A 21,056-nucleotide genomic window follows, 5' to 3' on the forward strand; every position below is an offset into this window, starting at 1 on the left:
TTATTTCTTTCTACGTTCAACGATATACTTATTACTCGACTTAACTTTAGAACGAGTTCTGTACCCTTTAGCAGGCATCCCGTTTCTAGAACGTGGGTGTCCTCCTGACGAACGACCTTCTCCACCTCCCATTGGGTGATCTACTGGGTTCATTGCTACTGGTCTAGTTCTAGGTCTTCTACCTAACCATCTTGATCTACCTGCTTTACCAGAAACGATTAATTGGTGATCGTGGTTAGACACTGCTCCGATAGTAGCCATACATTCTAATAAAATCAAACGGATCTCTCCAGAAGGCATTTTAATAGTAGCATATTTACCATCTCTAGCAACTAACTGAGCGAAAGTACCTGCTGAACGAGCGATAACTGCTCCTTGTCCAGGACGTAATTCGATACAAGATATAACAGTTCCTAAAGGAATTTTGCTTAAAGGCATTGCATTACCAACTTCTGGTGACGCATCTACTCCTGAAACTACAGTTTGTCCAACTTTCATACCGCTTTGTGCAATAACGTATGATTTAGCTCCATCTACATAAGCAATCAAAGCGATGAATGCTGTACGGTTTGGATCATACTCAATTGACTTAACAGTAGCTGGGATACCAACTTTAGTTCTTTTAAAATCAACTATACGGTATCTTTGTTTATGACCACCACCCATGTAGCGCATGGTCATTTTTCCTTGACTATTTCTACCTCCAGATTTTTTTTTCGGTGCTAGTAAACTACGCTCCGGCTTATCAGTTGTTATAGCGTCAAAACTATTCACAACTCTAAAACGCTGACCTGGGGTAATAGGTTTTAATTTTCTAACTGACATTATTTATTAGATATTTGAATAAAAGTCTATACTATCTCCTTCTTTCAATTCAACTATTGCTTTCTTGTAAGCATTAGTTTTAGCGTTGATCATTCCACTTTTCGTGTACTTAACAGAACGCTTTGCAGCATAGTTCATAGTATTCACGTTAACAACAGAAACTCCATAAGCAGCCTCAACTGCTTTTTTAATTTCAATTTTGTTCGCTTTTCTATCAACAACAAACCCAAAACGGCCAAAAGTTTCGCCGTCTTTAGTTATTTTTTCTGTAATTATAGGCTTAATTAAAACACTCATGTTCCTATTATTTACTTAAATTTTCTACAATTCCTGCTACAGAACCCTCAGTTAACACTAAACTTCCAGCATTCAAAATACTGTAAGTGCTTAATTCAGAGTTAGTTACAACAGCAGCCTTCCCTAAATTGCGTGATGACAAATATACATTTTTATTTGATTCACCAAACACAAATAGAGATTTTTTATTTTCCAATCCTAAACCTTTCAATACGTTGATGAAATTCTTAGTGCTTGGAGCCTCGAAATTAAAGTTCTCAACTACGATTAAATTTGATTCTTTCACTTTGATAGAGAAAGCAGATTTTCTCGCTAAACGTTTTAAACTTTTGTTTAATTTGAAAGAGTAGCTTCTTGGTCTTGGCCCGAAGATTCTTCCTCCTCCACGGAAAACTGGCGATTTAATACTTCCTGCTCTTGCAGTACCAGTTCCTTTTTGTTTTTTAATCTTACGCGTACTTCCAGAGATCTCAGCTCTTTCTTTAGCTTTGTGAGTTCCTTGTCTTTGATTTGCTAAATATTGTTTAACATCAAGATATACTGCGTGATTATTTGGTTCTATACCGAATACTGAATCTAAAAGCTCAACTTTTCTACCAGTATCTTTTCCTGTGATATCTAAAACTTTTACTTCCATTACTTCTGAACGATTACATAAGAGTTTTTGTGTCCTGGAATTGCTCCCTTAACCACAAGTAGATTTTTATCAGCTACTACTTTTAAAACTCTAAGGTTTTGTACTGTTACATTTACTCCTCCAGTTCTTCCTGCCATGCGCATTCCTTTGAATACTCTTGATGGGTAAGAAGAAGCTCCAATAGATCCTGGCGCTCTTAAACGGTTCTTTTGACCGTGAGTTACCTGACCAACTCCACCAAAACCATGACGTTTTACAACCCCTTGGAATCCTTTTCCTTTAGATACACCTTGTACATCTACATATTCACCTTCTATGAATAAATCTGCAGTGATCACATCACCTAATTTATACTCTCCAGCAAAATCTTTGATTTCAACAACTTTTCTCTTAGCAGATGTTCCAGCTTTTTTAAAGTGACCTAACTCAGCTTTAGTAGCATGTTTATCTGTCTTGTCATCGAAACCAAGTTGTAACGCTTCATACCCGTCAACCTCAATGGTTCTGACTTGGGTAACGACATTAGGACCCATTTCGATTACTGTACATGGAATGTTTTTTCCATTCTCATCGAAAATACTAGTCATGCCGATTTTTTTACCAATTAACCCAGACATAAATATTAATTATTAATTATAAAATTTTATTTTATTTTCTAAAAGAACTAAGTATTGGTGACTATAACACCAATACTTAGCCTTTGATATTCTTATTGAATCTTGTTATTTATCACACTTTGATTTCAACTTCAACTCCACTTGGTAACTCTAATTTCATTAAAGCATCAATAGTTTTAGAAGATGAAGAATAGATATCTAACAATCTTTTGTATGAACTTAACTCAAACTGCTCTCTTGCTTTTTTGTTCACGTGAGGAGAACGAAGAACAGTAAAGATTTTTTTATGAGTAGGTAATGGAATAGGTCCAGTTACTACTGCTCCTGTACTTTTTACAGTTTTTACGATTTTCTCTGCTGATTTATCAACCAACATATGATCGTAAGATTTTAATTTTATTCTGATTTTTTGACTCATTTTACTCTAAAATTAAGCGTTACCTTTTGCTTTAGTGATTACTGCCTCTGAAATGTTTGATGGTGTTTCAGAGTAGTGAGAGAACTCCATTGTAGAAGTTGCTCTACCAGATGATAATGTTCTTAATGTAGTTACATATCCGAACATTTCTGATAATGGAACAGAAGCTTTAACAACTTTTGATCCAGCTCTATCATCCATGCTGTTGATTTGTCCACGACGACGGTTCAAATCTCCAACGATATCACCCATGTTTTCTTCAGGAGTCAATACTTCTAACTTCATGATAGGCTCTAAGATGATCGCACCTGCAGCTTTAGCAGCAGCTTTGTATCCCATTTTAGCAGCTAATTCGAACGATAATGCATCCGAGTCAACCGCGTGGTAAGAACCGTCAGTTAAAGTTACTTTCATAGAATCCATTTCGAATCCAGCTAAAGGTCCTTGTTTCATCGCCTCTCTAAATCCTTTCTCTACAGAAGGGATATATTCTTTAGGAACGTTACCACCTTTAACTTCATTCACGAACTGTAATCCAACGAATGGTTTTCCATCAACGTCATCAGCAGGTCCCATTTTGAATACGATATCAGCAAACTTACCACGTCCACCAGATTGCTTTTTATAAGCTTCTCTATGTTGTGCTTCACGTGTAAGAGCTTCCTTATACTCAACTTGTGGCTCTCCTTGATTAACTTCAACTTTGAACTCACGTTTCATACGGTCGATCAATACGTCTAAGTGTAACTCACCCATACCAGAGATTACAGTTTGTCCAGACGCTTGGTCAGTTTTAACTGTAAAAGTTGGATCTTCCTCAGCTAATTTAGCTAAAGCAGTACCCATTTTATCCATATCCGCTTTTGTTTTTGGCTCAATAGCGATACCGATTACTGGGTCTGGGAATATCATACTTTCTAATACGATAGGTTTTTTCTCATCACATAAAGTATCTCCAGTTTTAATATCTTTAAATCCTACTGCAGCTCCAATATCTCCAGCCTCAATATATTCAACCGGGTTTTGTTTGTTAGCGTGCATTTGGTAGATACGAGAAATACGCTCTTTGTTTCCAGAACGAGTATTCAATACATAAGATCCAGCGTCTAAGTGTCCTGAATAAGCTCTAAAGAATGCTAAACGACCTACGAATGGGTCAGTAGCAATTTTAAATGCTAATGCAGCGAACGGCTCAGTAACCGATGGCTTACGTACGATTGGCTCTTCAGTATCAGGATCTGTACCTTCGATAGCTTCCTTATCCATTGGAGAAGGTAAGTAACGACATACAGCGTCTAACATGAACTGAACACCTTTATTTTTGAATGAAGATCCACAAGTCATAGGGATGATGCTCATATCAAGAGTAGCAGCACGTAAAGCTACGTGGATTTCGTCCTCTGTGATTGAGTCCTCATCTTCCATAAATTTCTCAAGAAGATTTTCATCATAAGCAGCAATCTCTTCGATTAATTGACCTCTGTATTGTTTTACATCGTCAACCATCTCTGCAGGGATCTCAACAACGTCAAAAGTAGAACCATGATTCTCATCATGCCATACGATTGCACGGTTTTTCACTAAGTCAACGATACCTTTGAAATCAGCCTCATCACCAATAGGTAAAACGATTGGCACAGCGTTAGATTTCAACATATCTTTAACTTGTTGACATACTGCTAAGAAGTTAGCTCCTTGACGGTCCATTTTATTAACGAACCCCATACGTGGAACTTTATAATTATCAGCTAATCTCCAGTTAGTTTCAGACTGAGGCTCAACACCATCAACTGCACTAAACAAGAATACTAATCCATCTAATACACGTAAAGAACGGTTTACCTCTACAGTAAAGTCAACGTGTCCAGGAGTATCAATAATATTGAAGTGGTACTCCATAGATTCAGGTATTTTAGCACCTTGAACTGTTGGGAAATTCCAAGTACATGTAGTAGCTGCTGATGTAATAGTAATACCTCTTTCAGCCTCTTGCTCCATCCAGTCCATTGTAGAAGATCCTTCGTGAGTCTCTCCCATTTTGTGGTTTTTACCTGTATAGAACAAAATACGCTCTGTAGTTGTTGTCTTACCAGCATCGATGTGTGCAGCGATACCAATGTTTCTTGTATATTTTAAATCTCTTGCCATTGTATATAGTTTCTGTATGGATTAAAATCTAAAGTGAGAGAATGCTTTATTAGCTTCAGCCATTTTATGAGTATCCATTCTCTTTTTAACAGCAGCTCCTTCTTCTTTAGCAGCAGCTAAGATTTCAGACGCTAATTTTCCAGCCATAGATTTCTCATTTCTTTTTCTCGCATACAAAATCATCCATTTCATCGCCATAGAAATTTTTCTATCTGGACGAATTTGCATTGGAATTTGGAATGTAGCTCCACCTACACGACGAGAACGAACTTCTACGTGTGGCATAACATTAGTTAATGCATCTTTCCAAATTTCTAATGAAGATTTTTCTTCATCTTGTTTTTTCTCCTCAACGATCTCTAAAGCATCATAGAATACTTTAAAAGCTGTTGATTTCTTACCGTCCCACATTAAGTTGTTTACAAAACGCGTAACTAATTGATCATTAAATTTTGGATCTGGTAAAAGAGGTCTCTTTTTCGCCTGTCTTTTTCTCATGTCTTCTTCTTAAACGTTTAAACGATTATTTTTTGTCTTTAGGACGTTTTGCTCCGTATTTAGATCTTCTTTGTGTTCTACCGTTTACTCCAGCAGTATCCAAAGCTCCACGTACGATGTGGTATCTAACACCTGGCAAATCTTTTACCCTTCCACCTCTAACTAATACTATCGAGTGCTCTTGTAAATTGTGTCCTTCTCCTGGGATGTATGCGTTTACTTCATTACCATTTGTTAAACGTACCCTTGCAACTTTACGCATTGCAGAGTTTGGTTTTTTAGGTGTAGTAGTATAAACACGCGTACAAACTCCTCTTCTTTGAGGACAAGAATCCAAAGCAACCGATTTACTCTTCTTAGTCAATTGGGTTCTCCCTGTTCTTACTAATTGTTGAATTGTTGGCATAATGTTTATTAATAATTTCTACAATATATTATTCCGCACTATATACGGGGTTGCAAATGTATAACTATTTTTTATTTATTCAAACCTCAAAGCATTAATTTTCAACATAATTAATTTTTTTTATCAACAATTCTCCTTTTACCTCTTTTTTTCTCTTTATACGATAGTTATTCAAAAGTTATCAACATTATTTCTCTCCCTTTTTAGTAATCCAGCATTTGTTCTAAATCTTCTCTTTCACTATTCAATAACACCAAAAAAAATAAACCTTAGCACTCTTCTCCCTTTTATACATCACCACAAAAAACATTCCTCTTTACAGCTTTATAACACAACAGCACACCTCTTATTATACATTATAGTATATACTATCTAATATTTTTATAAATACCATTAAATCCAAATACTTAAAATCTATCTTTGCACGTTTTTTAAATTATATTATTAAGTAACTTTGCCCCATGGAACAGGACAATCAGATATTTGGTATTCGTGCAATCATCGAAGCCATAGAAGCAGGAAAAGATATAGATAAGGTATTCATACAGAAAGAAGCTTCTGGAGAGTTAATGAGTTCTCTTCTTAAGACACTAAAGAAGAACAACGTAAACTTCTCTTATGTACCAATCGAGAAACTAAATAAACTAACTAATAAAAACCATCAAGGAGCTGTAGCGAATATCTCCCCTATCTCTTTTACTTCATTAGAAGTACTAGTAGAAGGTGTATTAGAGAAAAAAGAGAAACCTCTTTTCGTCATCCTTGACCAGATATCAGATGCTCGTAACTTCGGTGCTATTATACGTACAGCTGTATGCTGTGGTGCAGATGGTATCATTATATCTAAGAATGGAGCTGCTCCGGTAAACGGAGATACAGTAAAAACATCTGCGGGTGCTGTATTTAATATTCCTATCTGTAAAGTAGACCATATTAAGGACGCTGTATTCTATCTACAAGGGTCTGGTGTAATAACACTAGGTGCAACAGAGAAAGCAGAAAAAGAAATCTATGATGTAGACCTAAATGTGCCTGTAGCCATCATTATGGGAAGTGAAGATAAAGGTATCAACCCATCTGTACTTAAAATCATAGACGAGAAAGCAAAGTTACCGATGTTTAGCACAATAGATTCACTAAACGTATCTGTAGCGTGTGGAGCATTTTTATACGAAACAATCAGACAAAGAAGATAAGATTTGAAAGACGTAAAGGTATTATTAAAGAAGCCTAACTACCCTGTTAGCGATGAGTTCATGGCATACTTAACCAAGTATAAGCGCACTACTAAAACTAGTGTGATCTATGATGACTTATTGCGATTCAGTGGTTATATCAATATCGAGGACAGCAACGGTAATGATACACTGTGGTTACGTGTATATTATCCAGAGTTCGAGTATAAAGAGATAGAAGCTAGCCTTACTAAGATATATACCTTACTTCACTCTGATGGTGACATCGAGACACTACAGTATCTAACTATTGATCATATTGACTTTTGTTCGTTTGGTAATTCTAAACCATTCCGAGTGAAAGTTCGAAATATACTCAATGACAATATCACCAACTTCTATGTAAAGAGAGCCGATGCCTCACGCATATACGGATTAGAACTAGAAGAGATGCTGTCTCCGAATACGATGAATTATCTCGTACACAATGACACCTTAATAGAAGAACACATATTAGGTATACCTGCTGATGTATTTATCACAAATCACCTACCTAAATGTACTGAAAGTGAAAAATCACAGATCGCTAAAGAGTTTGTCAAGTTTAATGAACGCTGTATGATCGGTCTACTGGGTGATATGAGATCTTATAATTTCGTCATTATACCTACTCATGACTTCGATCAGGTAGTCTATAGAATCAGAGCTATCGACTTCGATCAGCAGAACTATGAAGGCAACCTCAAGTTCTACCTTCCTCAGTTCTTTAAAGAGAACTATACTATCGTGAAGATGGTATTAGAGAAACTAAAACATACTTCGATAGAACAGTATCGACGAGAAGTGAGATCTGTGATCGTAAGAAGAGTACTGAGTAATAAAGAGAGACTAGACGAACTAATCCACGTGATGATACAGGATACAGTCTCTACTCCAGAACATGTAGAAGAGTTAAAAATGTCCTTACACAAATTAACTCACGAGAAGTCTTTCAAATATTGTAAAAATATGGGAGAGATACTCGAAACAGCAATAGACTTCGTAGTCAAAAACTATAAAAGCACCTTCTAAGGTGCTTTTATAGTTTATATCGTTATCTAATTTGATACTGAGAGATCAGTACTGGTAATGTCTTTCTATAAGGATCTTTACTCTTCTTTTGTTTCGGTATGATAATAAAGTTGCCATGCTCATCGAAGCACCTCATAAAGGGGTCTGACTGAGGATCAAAGTTAGGGTCTTGCCACTCATACTTATACCCCTGCTCTATATGCTCAGGAGATGAAACTACAAAACTAAGAATCAATCCTGTCAAAAAACCACTCAAATGTCCTTCCCACGAAATACCGCTCTCTACATGGGGAAACATATACCACACCGTACCCCCATATAGCACTACGATAACCAGCGATAATGCCATCAGTCTATAATATCGCGTCTGTACTCCCTTAAAGAACATAAAGCTCACTAGCACATAGACTAATCCACTAGCACCGATATGATAACTATCTCTACCCATCAACCATGTACCGAAACCTGATAGCAGAATCCCTAAGATCAGTACCACCAACGCTTGTTTCTTATAAAAATACTGCAACATTAATAGCAGTGCAAAGAGGGCTATAGAGTTATTATACAAATGCTTTATCCCACCATGTATAAAAGGACTAAACACAATTCCCCTTAACCCCACTACCGTTCTCGGCAATACGCCATACTCGTGTAACTCATAAAAATTATTCCAATCCATCCAATACACTCCCCATATCAGTACAACGACGAATAAGGGTAGTAAAATTAGATTAATAGATAATGGAGGTAATTTCTCTTTACTCATATATTCATTCCTTTCTCCTTAAGTACATCTTACTATATAAGGTGCATATTTACTCCCTATACCAAACCTATCCATAAACACCCCTTGTAATGAAAGGCTATTATACATAGTACTCAAATTTTATATAGGTTAAATATAACTCATTTTATAACGAATTGTTTTTTCATTCACACCATTTTAGCATTGAAAAGAATATCACCCTCCTTACAAACAACTCTATACAGTAACTAACCTCTAAAAAAAGCAATTCACTTTTTTATTTATAATCACATATTCAGGTCTAAAAAAGGATAATAAACAATATCATTACCTCTTTTTTTTTGAAAAAGGGTCTAAAACAAGTCCATAATCCCTAAATCAGTAAAAAAACAAATCATTTTTTTTATTCAACAAAACAAACAAAAGACTAAATATCAACCAATTACACAACACCCCTTAAAAAACAAAATATTGAAAACATACCGCCAGCCTAGTAAAATAGGTTCTTAATTTGAATTCCTTGGACAATAATAGGACAATAAGCAATGAATACTGGACTAGAGAAGCCCTTTGTCCAAGAATACTTCTTCTATACTCCCCGCATTCTCCTTCAAGTAAGAATAAACATCAACATTAGCTTATGCACAGATATTCATGCTCTAATCAATAACTACTGCGCCTTAAACATTCCATTACTGAAAAACATCGTTATCTAAAAAAGAGATTGTATTTTTGTGAGAAGAGATTTAATTACGATAATGGAAGCACCTTTAGCAGAACGAGTACGCCCACATACACTGAGTGACTATGTCAGTCAAGAACACCTCGTGGGAGAGAATGGTATCTTAACGAATCAGTTAAAAGTTGGGTTTATCCCATCCTTAATCTTTTGGGGACCTCCAGGTACAGGTAAGACTACTCTGGCAGAGATTATCGCAAAAGAAAGCGAGAGACCCTTCTATGTATTGAGCGCAATTAACTCAGGGGTTAAAGATATCAGAGAAGTAATCGAGAAGGCAAAGTCTAACAGTGGTCTATTCACTGCTAGGAACCCTATCCTATTCATCGATGAGATACACCGCTTTAGTAAATCTCAACAAGACTCTCTACTAGCTGCAGTAGAGCGTGGCTGGGTCACGCTAATCGGTGCTACAACAGAGAATCCGAGCTTCGAAGTTATCCCTGCTCTTCTCTCTAGATGTCAGGTCTACACACTTAATGCGTTTACAAAAGAAGACCTACAGCACCTCCTAGAGCGCGCTATGAATAAAGATCTATTCTTAAAAAAGAAAAAGATAACCCTGACAGAGACAGAAGCTCTATTTAGAATATCAGGTGGAGATGGTCGTAAGCTACTAAACACCTTCGAGCTTATCATCAATGCTACTCATGATGACGAGATAGAAATCACCAATGAACGCGTAATGCAAGTAGTACAAAAGAATACTGTACTATATGATAAGACTGGTGAGCAGCACTATGATATCGTATCTGCTTTTATCAAATCTATCAGAGGTAGTGATCCTAATGGAGCTGTATATTGGCTGGCAAGAATGATAGAGGGTGGTGAAGATGTGAAGTTCATCGCACGAAGATTACTTATAGCTGCATCAGAAGATATCGGTAATGCTAATCCGACTGCACTCATTATGGCAAATAATACCTTCCAGGCCGTATCTGTCATAGGATACCCTGAGAGTAGAATATTATTAAGCCAATGTGCTATCTATCTAGCTACATCCCCTAAGAGTAACTCTACCTATCTAGCGATAGGCAAAGCACAGCAACTCGTCAAACAAACAGGTGACTTATCTGTACCTATACACTTAAGGAATGCACCTACTAAACTAATGAAAGAACTAGGGTATGGCAAAGAGTACTTATACTCACATGACTATACAAATAACTTCGTAGAACAAGAGTTTCTACCAGATGAGCTAGAAGGCACTGTACTCTATGAACCAGGTGTGAACAATAGAGAGAACAGCACTCGAGAGTTCTTGCGCAACAGATGGCAATTTAAATACAACTATTAAATAGAAAGACCTGCTTATAGCAGGTCTTTTAGTTCTATTAATTTCTGTACGTGATAGATCTGAGGGGTTACTTTTTCTTTAGATTGACTGTAGTAGATTGCATCCATTCCTACGCCTAGCGCTCCTTCTATATCCGCTAAGAAGTTATCACCTATCATCACGGAGTCTTTCACTCCTGCCTTTGCTTTATCTAAAGCATAGTTAAATATCTCAGGATTTGGCTTACTCACTCCAGCCATTTCAGAATTAGTCACTGTCTGAAAATAACCTGATATCCCTGATCGATCTAACTTTTTGCCTTGCACTTCATTAAAACCGTTGGTAATAATATGAAGTTTATATTTGTCTTGTAAGTAGTCTAATACTTCTATCGCACCATCAAATAAATAATTATGATTAGGCATAGCCTTTAGATAATTATCCCCTAGTAGCAACATCTCTTCTGTAGTAGACTGATACCCTAACTTAGCAAAGGTATCTCTGATTCTCCCGATTCTAAGCTCTTCTTTACTTACCTGATTTAGACTATACTTGTCCCAATACTCATTGTTGATTGCAACATAGTGGCTTAGAAAAGCCTCTGTGCTAAAAGGTAATTTTAATTCTTCAATAACATCATTAAAAGCTAAAGCAGAGTTCTTCTCAAAATCCCATAAGGTATGGTCTAAATCAAAAAAGATATCTGTCTTACTCGTTAAGCTTTTTACTCCCATTTTTTATAATCTTTTGTTTGAATTACAAAAGTAGGTATTTTAGAACTAAATCTACTTATAAAATACTCTCATCTGCAAAGCTATAATAACTGTATTCCGTAATAATCAAATGATCTAGTAACTGTATGTCCATAATACGCCCTGCTTCTTTAATCTTCTTAGTGATCTGTATATCTGCATCACTAGGCTTGACCTTACCACTAGGGTGATTATGCGTTAAGATTATCCCGACAGCCTTCTGCTCTAATGCTGTCTGAAATAACAGTCTTATGTCTACTACAGTACCGGTGATTCCTCCCTTACTCAATGGAGCTTTATACTTCACCTTATTAGAGTTATTCAGATATAACACCCAAAACTCCTCATGTTCTAAATCCCCTATGATAGGATTAATCAGTTCAAACACATCACTGCTAGTAGTGATGATAGGTTCTTCTATACGCTCACTTAATCTCCTTCTCTGCCCTATCTCTAAAGCCGCAATAATCGCAATAGCCTTCGCTTCTCCTATTCCTTTAAACGCAGTGAGCTTCGAGATACTCTGTTTCGCTAATACACTTAGATTATTATTATACATCGCTAATATACGCTTACACAGCTCTACAGCAGACTCCTCTCTATGCCCTGATCCTATGAGTATCGCTAATAGTTCGGCGTCACTTAAGGAAGTCTTTCCCTTCAGCATTAGCTTTTCTCTAGGTCTATCATCTTCTGCCCATTGTTTGATCGTAATCTTTTGGTGTTCCATAGTCATTGTTTTATACTATTCTATCGTACAAAAACTAAACCTAATGAAGCTATTCTATATAAAGCTTCTATTAAAAAGCAGTCAGTATTCAAACAAAAAAAGGTTATCAAATACAGCTGTACTTGATAACCTCTTTAATAGTATTATAATAATGACGTATGCCGTCTATTTATTCTTTACTTTCTCACTAAAAGCTTGCATATCTAATCCACCATAGTTACCTGAACTCATGAATAACAATACAGCATTGTTTAAGTCTAATTGCTCTAAATATTGTTTGAAATCAGCAGCGTTAGTATACGTAGCTAACCCTGGTCTATTAAATGCCGTCTGCATCTGCTCTTGAGAGATCTCTGGCATATTCTTAATCTTAAGCGCATCTAAAGAATAGAATACCACTGCTTCGTCTGCCTTAGCTAACGCACCTTCGTACTGTGATAAGAAGGCCGAGTTAAGACTACTGTATGTATGTAGTTCTAGACATGCGATTACTTTCTTATTAGGGTACTGTGCTTTCACAGCTTCTGTTGTAGCGATCACTTTACTCGGTGAATGTGCAAAGTCTTTATAGATCACTGTTTGGTCTGTCTCTACTAACTTCTCTAGTCTCTTAGATGCCCCTTTAAACGATGCGATAGCTTCGTAGAAATCTTCTTCATCTATCCCCATATTCTGACAGATCCACTTCGCTCCACTTATATTACTAAGGTTGTGCTTACCAAAAACCTCTAACGGCATAGGCCCGTCATTCGTATCTAAGTAAGTCTGCTCATTCTCGATAGTATAAGAAGGTGTAGTATAAGGTATCTTTCTAATCGGATTAGTAGCTTCTTCTACCAGTTGGTTTACCACAGCGTCTTCTTCGTTATAGACTAAGATTCCACCATTCACTAACTTTCCAATAAAAATCTTAAACTGCTCTACATAGTTTTCAAAAGTTGGGAATACATTGATATGATCCCATGCGATACCACTTAACAAGGCGATATTCGGCTGGTAGATATGAAACTTAGGACGAAGATCTAATGCTGATGATAGGTATTCATCACCTTCTATCAACATAAATTCATTATCTGAAGTAAGGTTTACCATTCTATCGAAGCCTTCTAACTGTGCCCCTACTAGATAATCTACTTCTACATTATGATAATGCATCACATGTAATATCATAGAAGTAATGGTAGTCTTACCATGAGACCCACCTATCACTACACGTGTTTTATTTTTAGAATGTTCGTAGATAAACTCAGGGTAAGAATAAATAGTCAGTCCTAATTCTTTTGCTTTTAGCAATTCTGGGTTATCCCCCTTAGCATGCATCCCTAGAATAATAACGTCTATCTCTTCTGTTATCTTCTCTGGGAACCACCCTTCTTCTTTTGGTAATAATCCCTTAGCCTCTAATCTAGACTTAGAAGGTTCAAATATAGTGTCATCACTACCTGTTACAATATCTCCTTTTGCATGTAAGGCTAATGCCAAATTGTGCATTGCACTTCCTCCGATTGCGATAAAATGTATACGCATTATATAAGTTTTTTACTGTCAATTCTACTAGTTGTAAAATTACAATTTAAATAACAATATGAAATTCTTTTTCTTTATATTACATTCAATTTTTAGCTAATATACCATGCAACATGATAAATCCTATTACGAAATAAACAACAACAGAGATACGAGTCTTGTTTACTACATTATCTCCTTTGTATGTTCGGTTATTGCATTCTTTATCTGTTGGATTCCTTTTGTCAATTTTATCTCTATATTTTTTAGCCTTATAGGTCTTGCCTTCGGCATCGCAGCCTATCGAAGAGCTAAAAAAGCTCTTGTCAGTACTACTATGCCCTTAGTTGCTATTATTATTTCACTGTTTCCACTAGTAATCTCTATAGGCACTACATCGGTACTACTCATCTATATCAATAAATAGATACTTTATAAATATAAAAAGCTCAAGTGACCTTGAGCTTTTTTCATTCTTAATAATTCAGTCCTAAATACTTTCTAAAGTAACCACATTCTTTAATTACTTCTTGGTAATATTTTGTATCACTATACTTAGCAGCTAATTCTGAGAAGCCATTCCACTTCTTAAACATGACATCATCACCCCATGCTCCCATATAATAATCCTTGTTATGATAAGTCTGTACATAGAATTCATTTCGCTCTAGCTTAGCATCGAAGTAAGCTAGCTTTGCTTTTTCTTCTTTTGTAGTCGCATGTTGCTTAGCTATCGCATAGTACTTTCTAGCATTATTCATATTCAAGATGCTAGACTTATTCTCCATACCGATACTATTACTGCCATACTCATCCCAAATACTGTTGTAATACAACACGCGTGCATTACCAAAATATGTAGCATTATAATAAGCATTACCTACTAAAAGTGCATTGCTAAATACATCTGTACCATTAGCAATATTCGCCTTCATATCTCTTAGTTTCTCTAAGAATGATAACTTCGTATATACCGTAGTCTGCTTAGCTGCATGATCACAATCGTTACAATCCTTGATCTTTCCATTAAATGGATTACCTAAAAGTGTAGCTGTGTTATACATAAACACTGTGTACTCATCATCATAGGTATTCTTTCTCTTGATAGGTTCTGCCTTCTTCATCTCTACAATAGCTTCATCTATCTTATCTTCATAGAATAAGTGAATCGCTCTACTCTCATAGATATCACTAAGATTATATTGATATAAAGATGTGAACAACTTTTCTATCTCTGAATGATTCGTTTTTAATAAGAAACTCTCCATAGCACTAGACTGTTTCTTATCCTTATAAAAAGCTACACCTTGAGAGTTTAATATCTCTGCCATGATAGCATTGCCTTGCTCTTTATAAGTAGCTGATAAAAATTGTCTAATCCAACCTGCTGCATACTCATATCTAAAAGGATCACTATAGTCATTCTTCACTAGGTCTGTATAGACCCATTTCAGTTCTGGCAATAGTTTTTCTTCTGTACTCTTATCTAGTTTTTTGACTTGAGATACAGTATTAATCAAGGCAAATAATCGGATTTGCTCTGCTAATAATTTATCTCCTTTTTTAGAATAATCACTTGCTTCCTCTATTTGCTTAGTGGCACTCTTGTACTCTCCTTGAAAGATATCCATATACCCTGCCGCTAACTTCCACAACACTGGATTGGCTACTTCTTGTGGTTTATCCGCGACAGACTTTATCCACTTCAGTGTATTCTGATCTATCTTCTTCTTAATCGCCTTGAAATACTCATCACGAGATTTAAAACTACTTTCTGCAAATACATTCACTTCCTGCTCTTGCATGTTCACCCATCTCGTCAAGATGTAATCTATATGCGGGCTCTTCGGGTTAACCTCATAGGCACGCTTCATAGATTCACCTAGGTCATCATAGTATCCCATTATAGACCATATCGCTGCTTTCACATCTCTATCTTCTGTATTCTCCACTATTTTAGTAATAGCCGCTTTATCAAGAGGCTTAAAGTTATACAAAGCAACTTGACGCATAGAAGGTTCTCTATCAAAAACAGTAGCGTATAGTAGGTTTGACTTCGCAAAATTAGCTAGCTCATAATACGCCCCTGCGACATAAGACATCGCTCTATAATACAGTGTATTTTGAGGTTGACTACTCGCTGTAGATTCAAAATAAGCAATCACACTACTCTTATCTGCTGAGTAGAACTTAGCTTTCATTACCTGAAACCACATTCTATTAGCAAAAAAAGTATCCTTCTTATCCATCTTCTCATAGAAGCTCTGTACTTTATTGGCATAGTCTGTTGGCAATTGCTCTTTGACTTGTTGCTCATAGTTCCAATACTCGAACTCTTGAGCTGAATACTGTTCTACTGTTTTGGCAAAGTTTAGAAAGTTAATAAAGTTCTCTACTTTCTTATTCTTTAAGTCTAAGTCATAGATACTACTTCGTTTCTTTCCTTTTCGCAGTTCACTATATATAGTATACATCGTGTCTATCTCAAACTCATTAGACACTAAACATTCCTTCACTACATCCGCTGGTACAGTATTCCCTAAATATTGTGTCCACTCCTTAACAATATCCTCATTATACATACCTGCGTTATACATGTATGCACCATCATAGAACTTCTCATAAGGTGCAAAAAACAAAGGCTTATATGAGTTATCTACAAATGCTTCTGGTGTAAAACTTGAAACAGAGGAATAACTCCACCACCCATCAGCACATCCGTATGAATACACACCTGCTCCTAACAGCAGTGATAAGCTACTCGCATACAACAATCTTTTTCCAAACTTCTTTTTCATAATAAGGGATATTTCTTGAATTTAAATCATATAGTATAATTTCAGAGGGGCACTTCCCACTTGCCTTCTCTAAGTCTTTTTTCATCTCTAACAACTGCTCACTAGTAGTCGTTTCTACTTTTATCTGGTCGCCAACTAAAAACAATTGTCCAAAGTACATTCCTTCTTTTGTCACACTATATCTAGTCTCATCTATTCTTTTAAAAGCACTTATTTTATCCACTTCATCTGTACGAACTCTACTGATCAAGCGAACTACTTTATTAGCTCTAGTATGTACTACCCATGAATAAATAGGAAAAGCATACTTCAGTTCTAAAGGATAATCGGCCAATGCACCTATATATTTGCTCCCTATATTACGGTCATAAATAGAGTTCAACGAATCTGCTGAGATAGTCCCCATATTATAGTACATCAGTACACCATAGTCTACTTTTGGTATTCCTGTCTTAGCAGCGTACTTCACTTGGTGTAGTCTAATCGTAGATGACACCTTCCACTGACTTTCTTTCTTAATTGACTCTATCAATTCAAAAAAAGAATCCTTACTCTTTAAGCTCCAATCACAGTCTAATTGTATCTCACTTATCTGTATATGGTTGTGTTTATTAATCTGATTGATATAGTCTATTATCTTTTTTGACAATTCTCTATCTACCTTACTATTCACTAAGACTTCATTCTTGATATACACAACAGGAACAATCTCTACATCAAGAATAGAGTCTTTAAACAGTATAGGTCGTATAGGTATAGGAGAATCACCTTGTAGTCCAATATCAAAATAGCGAATATAAAGCTTGTCCACTTCTAACTCTTTAAGCGTAGTTCTTTCTAGTGAGTCTAACTGAAAGTTAGTTCTCCAATAGTAAAAAGACAACTTCGTCTGCAAGTCCTTATCTCCCTTAGAGACACAACTAACCAAGAATATTAAACAGATAAATAACACATACTTTTTCATGATGTAAACTTAATTCAGGAAACATTTATGCACAAAAAAAAACGCCTAAATAATTTAGGCGTTTTGTGAATTTTAACTAAACGAACTATTTTACAATAGTCATCTCGTCTACAATATGTTTAGCGTCAGCGAACTTATCTATAATGAATAGTACGTAACGAATATCTACGTTAATTGTACGTTGTAATTTAGGGTCATAAATAACGTCTCCTGCCATAGCTTCGATATTACCATCAAACGCAAGTCCGATTAATTCTCCTTTTCCATTTAATACTGGAGAACCTGAGTTACCTCCCGTGATATCATGGTTAGTCAAGAAGTTTACAGGCATATGTCCTGCTTTATCAGCATACACACCATAATCTTTCTTATTATATAAGTCGATTAGTTTTTGTGGTGCTTCGAACTCTTCATCACCTACTTTATGTTTAGCAACTGTACCTTTTAAAGTAGTAAACCAGTTCTCTGCAGCATCATTTACTTTATTTCCTCTTGGTAGGTCTTTTACAGTACCATAAGTTAAACGTAAAGTAGAGTTTGCATCTGGATAGTACTTACCTGTAGGGTTACTTTTTTGTACTCCATCTACAAACAATCTATATGCTTTTTGGAACTTATCTTCTAATGCAGTTACATTATCAGGCATAGCTCTATAATGATCCATAATAGCTACAGATAACTTAAACATTGGGTCACGAGAAATAGTCACTCCTTTAGGATCTGCTAAGAAAGCATCAATAGCCTCTTGGTTAGCAAATACACTCTTTTCAAAAATCTCATCTACATACTTTTCAAAATCACCATTGTATTCTTTGTTGATTTCAGCTACATAAGGAGCGATGTCATATCCTGTAGATTTAGTTGCATAAAGAGCTAATTGTTTAGCTAACATTTCTCTTTCTAATGGCTCATAAGTACTACCATAGATACTCTTGATATACTCTTTAAACTCAGGTAACATCTCAGCACGTTTCTTATCATCACCAGCAGCATACGCTTCCATACCTCCAGCTAAACGATATGGCGCAGCTACTAAATTAGAAGTACGCAACATTGTCATTAAGTAATTATCATGACGAGACTTCTCATTAGTCGCTTTATACCATGCATTAATGTCTGCTATTACATTTCCGTATTTAGCAACGTTCTCTTTTTTAGAAGCCCATTTATGGAAATCTTTTTCAGCTTTTGTTTTAGTCGCCACAGTCTGGTGTTGAGTCAATGCATCAATCATACCTTGACGGTTCTTCCAGTAGTTAGCTACACCAGCATATTTAGATGCATAGTTAAGGCGTACTGCGTCATTTGCAGCCATATACTTTTTCATTACATCCATTCCTAACTTAGATCCTTCAACCCAAGCTGGATAAGCGAACTTAATGTTTTGCTCTACTCCTTGTGCAGGCATCCATCTATTTGTTCTACCTGGATATCCTAATATCATAGAGAAGTCACCTTCTTTTATACCTGTGATAGATACAGGTAAGTGGTGTTTAGGAACCATTGGTACATTATCTGCAGAGTACTCTGCAGGATTACCATCTTTATCCGTATAAACACGGAACAAAGAGAAGTCACCTGTATGACGTGGCCATTCCCAGTTATCAGTATCACCTCCGAACTTACCGATGCTGTTAGGAGGAGTTCCTACTAAACGTACATCATTATAATCTTGGTATACGAAATAGTAGAATTCATTACCTTGGAAGAATGATTTTACAGAAACAGTATATTTTCCATCTCCATCATTTTCTTTTTGAATCTTAGCGATTTCTTGGTTGATTGCTTTCTCTCTTTCGATTTCAGACATCTTATCATTAACAACGCTTAAGATACGCTTTGTTACATTGTCCATTCTCACAAAGAAACGAACAGAAAGACCTTTAGCAGCTCTCTCACTTGCTTTATCTTTTGCCCAGAATCCATTCGTTAAGATATCGTCTTCTGGTGTAGATAATTTAGCTATTTTATCATATCCACAGTGGTGGTTAGTCAATACCAAACCTTGATTAGATACAATCTCTGCTGTACATCCACCATCAAATTGTATAATAGCATCTTTCAACGAATGATTATTGATACTATATATTTCTTCAGATGTCAACTGTAGTCCCATCTTCTCCATATCGCGTTGGTTTAAACGCTCTATGAACATTAAGAACCACATCCCTTCATCAGCTTTTACCGTAGTAGGTATCGCTAATATGAATGCAGTTAAAAATAAAACGATTTTTTTCATATTAATTAGTATGTTAGAAATGCGAAGATAAATTTAATTCTATAAATCTTCCTCAATTGTTGTAATTATTCTTTGTCTGGTGATTGTTTATCAGCTGTTAACTTTTCCTCTCTACAAGCGTCTAAAGGGATATTATTATGGTTATCATATCGATTCTGTAATTCATCTACTACAGACTTATCCCATAGCTTTATCCCTGTAATATAAGCCGTTCTTGCAATCAAGAATGCTGCAACAGGAGAAGTGATAAACAAGAAAAATATAATAGCTAACACTTTAGTCGTTGTTGAAAATTCTGCAAAATGTATAGCTGCCGCTGTAAGAATACACCCGATACCTAAAGTCGCTGCCTTAATCGTAATAGACAGTCTAGTATAGAAATCAGGCATACGTACTATTCCTATGGAAGCTATTAACACAAATACTGCTCCTACAGTACTTAATATCATTATTAAAATATCAATCATCTCTATTTCTCTTTAATAAATAATAGGCAAAAGCCACTGTACTCAAGAATGCTATTAATGCCAATATCATTGCTACATCTAAGAATATTGGGTCATTAGCAATCAAGCTAAACACTCCAATAACCCCTACCCCTACTGTAATCAGTAAGTCTAGAGCGACTACTCTATCTGATACACTTGGTCCTTTTAGAAATCTTATAAATATGAAGATTAAAGACAAACTGATGATAGGCATAATTACATATATTAAATAATCTTCTACTGTCATCGCAATATCTCTAATAGTTTAGTTTCTGTTCTCTCTTTCATATTCTTAATAAACTTGTGTTTATCTCTTAAATACATAGTATGTATATAAACATAACTTTTATCTTCCGCAATATCGATCACCATAGTACCCGGAGTTAAGGCAATGATATTGGTCAACATCGTAATCTCAAAATCTGTCTTAGCATCTAGATTATACTTAATGATACCAGGTGTCGTGTGATAATTAGGAGTCATTACATCTATAGCTACACGTAGGTTAGCCTCCATCATATCATAAAGAAAATAAAGAATGAAAATCATAATCTTCGGTACGCGATAGAAATATTCTTTATCTGCTTGCTTAGATCGTCTTGTTAACATCCATAAAATAAAGAATCCTGCCGCACCTCCAAAGATGAAGTTAGAATAATTCAACTGTCCTGTTAAAGCAACCCAGACAAATGTCAATAATAAATTAAGTAAAAAATACTTCAACATA

22 protein-coding genes are annotated in these 21,056 nt (G+C 35.8%); 4 read left to right on the forward strand and 18 right to left on the reverse strand.

Translation table 11 applies throughout. The features are described 5' to 3' along the window. The 8 genes from rplB to rpsL form a co-directional block, all read right to left on the reverse strand. Entirely contained in the window at positions 1–825 is an 825-nt protein-coding gene (gene rplB / locus MYRA21_RS02910; protein ID WP_006259493.1) for a 50S ribosomal protein L2, read from the reverse strand. 6 nt (positions 826–831) lie between these two features. Continuing rightward, positions 832–1,122: a 50S ribosomal protein L23 gene (gene rplW, locus MYRA21_RS02915; RefSeq protein WP_006259494.1), complete on the reverse strand. Its 291-nt coding sequence runs from the start codon at positions 1,120–1,122 to the stop codon at positions 832–834. Positions 1,123–1,129: 7 nt separating this feature from the next. Further along, complete coding sequence (gene rplD, locus MYRA21_RS02920) at positions 1,130–1,759, reverse strand: 50S ribosomal protein L4 (protein WP_006259495.1); 630 nt, start codon at positions 1,757–1,759, stop codon at positions 1,130–1,132. After that, positions 1,759–2,376 carry a 50S ribosomal protein L3 gene (gene rplC / locus MYRA21_RS02925; protein WP_006259496.1) on the reverse strand — a complete coding sequence of 206 codons (618 nt, stop codon included), beginning with the start codon at positions 2,374–2,376 and terminating at the stop codon, positions 1,759–1,761. Before rplC ends, rplD begins: the two co-directional genes overlap by 1 nt. Positions 2,377–2,488: 112 nt before the next feature. After that, positions 2,489–2,794 (reverse strand): 30S ribosomal protein S10, encoded by a 306-nt coding sequence (gene rpsJ / locus MYRA21_RS02930; protein ID WP_006259497.1) that lies wholly within the window; start codon positions 2,792–2,794, stop codon positions 2,489–2,491. A 12-nt stretch (positions 2,795–2,806) separates the two neighbouring features. After that, positions 2,807–4,942 carry an elongation factor G gene (gene fusA / locus MYRA21_RS02935; RefSeq protein ID WP_006259498.1) on the reverse strand — a complete coding sequence of 712 codons (2,136 nt, stop codon included), beginning with the start codon at positions 4,940–4,942 and terminating at the stop codon, positions 2,807–2,809. Between the two features lie 21 nt (positions 4,943–4,963). Then, positions 4,964–5,440 (reverse strand): 30S ribosomal protein S7, encoded by a 477-nt coding sequence (gene rpsG, locus MYRA21_RS02940; RefSeq protein WP_006259499.1) that lies wholly within the window; start codon positions 5,438–5,440, stop codon positions 4,964–4,966. Positions 5,441–5,465: 25 nt separating this feature from the next. Beyond that, entirely contained in the window at positions 5,466–5,846 is a 381-nt protein-coding gene (rpsL, locus tag MYRA21_RS02945; protein WP_002987523.1) for a 30S ribosomal protein S12, read from the reverse strand. 461 nt (positions 5,847–6,307) lie between these two features. Here rpsL and rlmB point away from each other — a divergent pair, with 461 nt between their 5' ends. Then, positions 6,308–7,042: a 23S rRNA (guanosine(2251)-2'-O)-methyltransferase RlmB gene (gene rlmB / locus MYRA21_RS02950; RefSeq protein ID WP_006259500.1), complete on the forward strand. Its 735-nt coding sequence runs from the start codon at positions 6,308–6,310 to the stop codon at positions 7,040–7,042. 3 nt (positions 7,043–7,045) lie between these two features. Next, the gene (locus MYRA21_RS02955) at positions 7,046–8,092 is read left to right on the forward strand and encodes a hypothetical protein (RefSeq protein WP_006264736.1); all 1,047 of its coding nucleotides are present in this window, start codon (positions 7,046–7,048) and stop codon (positions 8,090–8,092) included. Positions 8,093–8,114: 22 nt separating this feature from the next. On the opposite strand, the gene MYRA21_RS02960 is transcribed toward MYRA21_RS02955, so the two are convergent. Beyond that, the gene (locus tag MYRA21_RS02960; protein WP_006259502.1) at positions 8,115–8,858 is read right to left on the reverse strand and encodes a rhomboid family intramembrane serine protease; all 744 of its coding nucleotides are present in this window, start codon (positions 8,856–8,858) and stop codon (positions 8,115–8,117) included. A gap of 737 nt (positions 8,859–9,595) precedes the next feature. Here MYRA21_RS02960 and MYRA21_RS02965 point away from each other — a divergent pair. Further along, complete coding sequence (locus tag MYRA21_RS02965) at positions 9,596–10,873, forward strand: replication-associated recombination protein A (RefSeq protein WP_006262072.1); 1,278 nt, start codon at positions 9,596–9,598, stop codon at positions 10,871–10,873. A 14-nt stretch (positions 10,874–10,887) separates the two neighbouring features. Here MYRA21_RS02965 and MYRA21_RS02970 read toward each other — a convergent pair whose 3' ends face one another. The 3 genes from MYRA21_RS02970 to murC all read right to left on the reverse strand — a co-directional run bounded on the left by MYRA21_RS02970 (position 10,888) and on the right by murC (position 13,861). Then, the gene (locus MYRA21_RS02970) at positions 10,888–11,586 is read right to left on the reverse strand and encodes a YjjG family noncanonical pyrimidine nucleotidase (RefSeq protein ID WP_006259505.1); all 699 of its coding nucleotides are present in this window, start codon (positions 11,584–11,586) and stop codon (positions 10,888–10,890) included. A gap of 55 nt (positions 11,587–11,641) precedes the next feature. Further along, positions 11,642–12,334 (reverse strand): DNA repair protein RadC, encoded by a 693-nt coding sequence (gene radC / locus MYRA21_RS02975; RefSeq protein ID WP_006259506.1) that lies wholly within the window; start codon positions 12,332–12,334, stop codon positions 11,642–11,644. A gap of 165 nt (positions 12,335–12,499) precedes the next feature. Next, complete coding sequence (gene murC, locus MYRA21_RS02980) at positions 12,500–13,861, reverse strand: UDP-N-acetylmuramate--L-alanine ligase (protein WP_006259507.1); 1,362 nt, start codon at positions 13,859–13,861, stop codon at positions 12,500–12,502. 106 nt (positions 13,862–13,967) lie between these two features. On the opposite strand from murC, the gene MYRA21_RS19250 reads away from it, so the two are divergent. Continuing rightward, positions 13,968–14,267, forward strand: a complete 300-nt coding sequence (locus tag MYRA21_RS19250; RefSeq protein WP_073145607.1) for a hypothetical protein — start codon at positions 13,968–13,970, stop codon at positions 14,265–14,267. 49 nt (positions 14,268–14,316) lie between these two features. Here the strand turns inward: MYRA21_RS19250 and MYRA21_RS02985 are convergent, their stop codons facing one another. The 6 genes from MYRA21_RS02985 to MYRA21_RS03010 all read right to left on the reverse strand — a co-directional run bounded on the left by MYRA21_RS02985 (position 14,317) and on the right by MYRA21_RS03010 (position 21,055). Further along, the gene (locus tag MYRA21_RS02985) at positions 14,317–16,638 is read right to left on the reverse strand and encodes a hypothetical protein (RefSeq protein WP_006259508.1); all 2,322 of its coding nucleotides are present in this window, start codon (positions 16,636–16,638) and stop codon (positions 14,317–14,319) included. Beyond that, the gene (locus MYRA21_RS02990) at positions 16,598–17,602 is read right to left on the reverse strand and encodes a hypothetical protein (RefSeq protein ID WP_006259509.1); all 1,005 of its coding nucleotides are present in this window, start codon (positions 17,600–17,602) and stop codon (positions 16,598–16,600) included. Before MYRA21_RS02990 ends, MYRA21_RS02985 begins: the two co-directional genes overlap by 41 nt. Positions 17,603–17,687: 85 nt before the next feature. Further along, positions 17,688–19,841, reverse strand: coding sequence for a S46 family peptidase (locus MYRA21_RS02995; RefSeq protein WP_006259510.1), 2,154 nt, complete (start codon positions 19,839–19,841; stop codon positions 17,688–17,690). A 65-nt stretch (positions 19,842–19,906) separates the two neighbouring features. After that, positions 19,907–20,308, reverse strand: a complete 402-nt coding sequence (mnhG, locus tag MYRA21_RS03000) for a monovalent cation/H(+) antiporter subunit G (protein WP_006259511.1) — start codon at positions 20,306–20,308, stop codon at positions 19,907–19,909. Then, positions 20,301–20,576, reverse strand: a complete 276-nt coding sequence (locus MYRA21_RS03005) for a cation:proton antiporter (protein ID WP_006259512.1) — start codon at positions 20,574–20,576, stop codon at positions 20,301–20,303. Before MYRA21_RS03005 ends, mnhG begins: the two co-directional genes overlap by 8 nt. Further along, positions 20,573–21,055: a Na+/H+ antiporter subunit E gene (locus MYRA21_RS03010; protein ID WP_006259513.1), complete on the reverse strand. Its 483-nt coding sequence runs from the start codon at positions 21,053–21,055 to the stop codon at positions 20,573–20,575. The genes MYRA21_RS03005 and MYRA21_RS03010 overlap by 4 nt, the downstream gene beginning before the upstream one ends. Position 21,056 lies beyond the last annotated feature (1 nt).

Source organism: Myroides sp. A21 (assembly GCF_000807225.1).
Classification (GTDB): domain Bacteria; phylum Bacteroidota; class Bacteroidia; order Flavobacteriales; family Flavobacteriaceae; genus Flavobacterium; species Flavobacterium odoratimimum.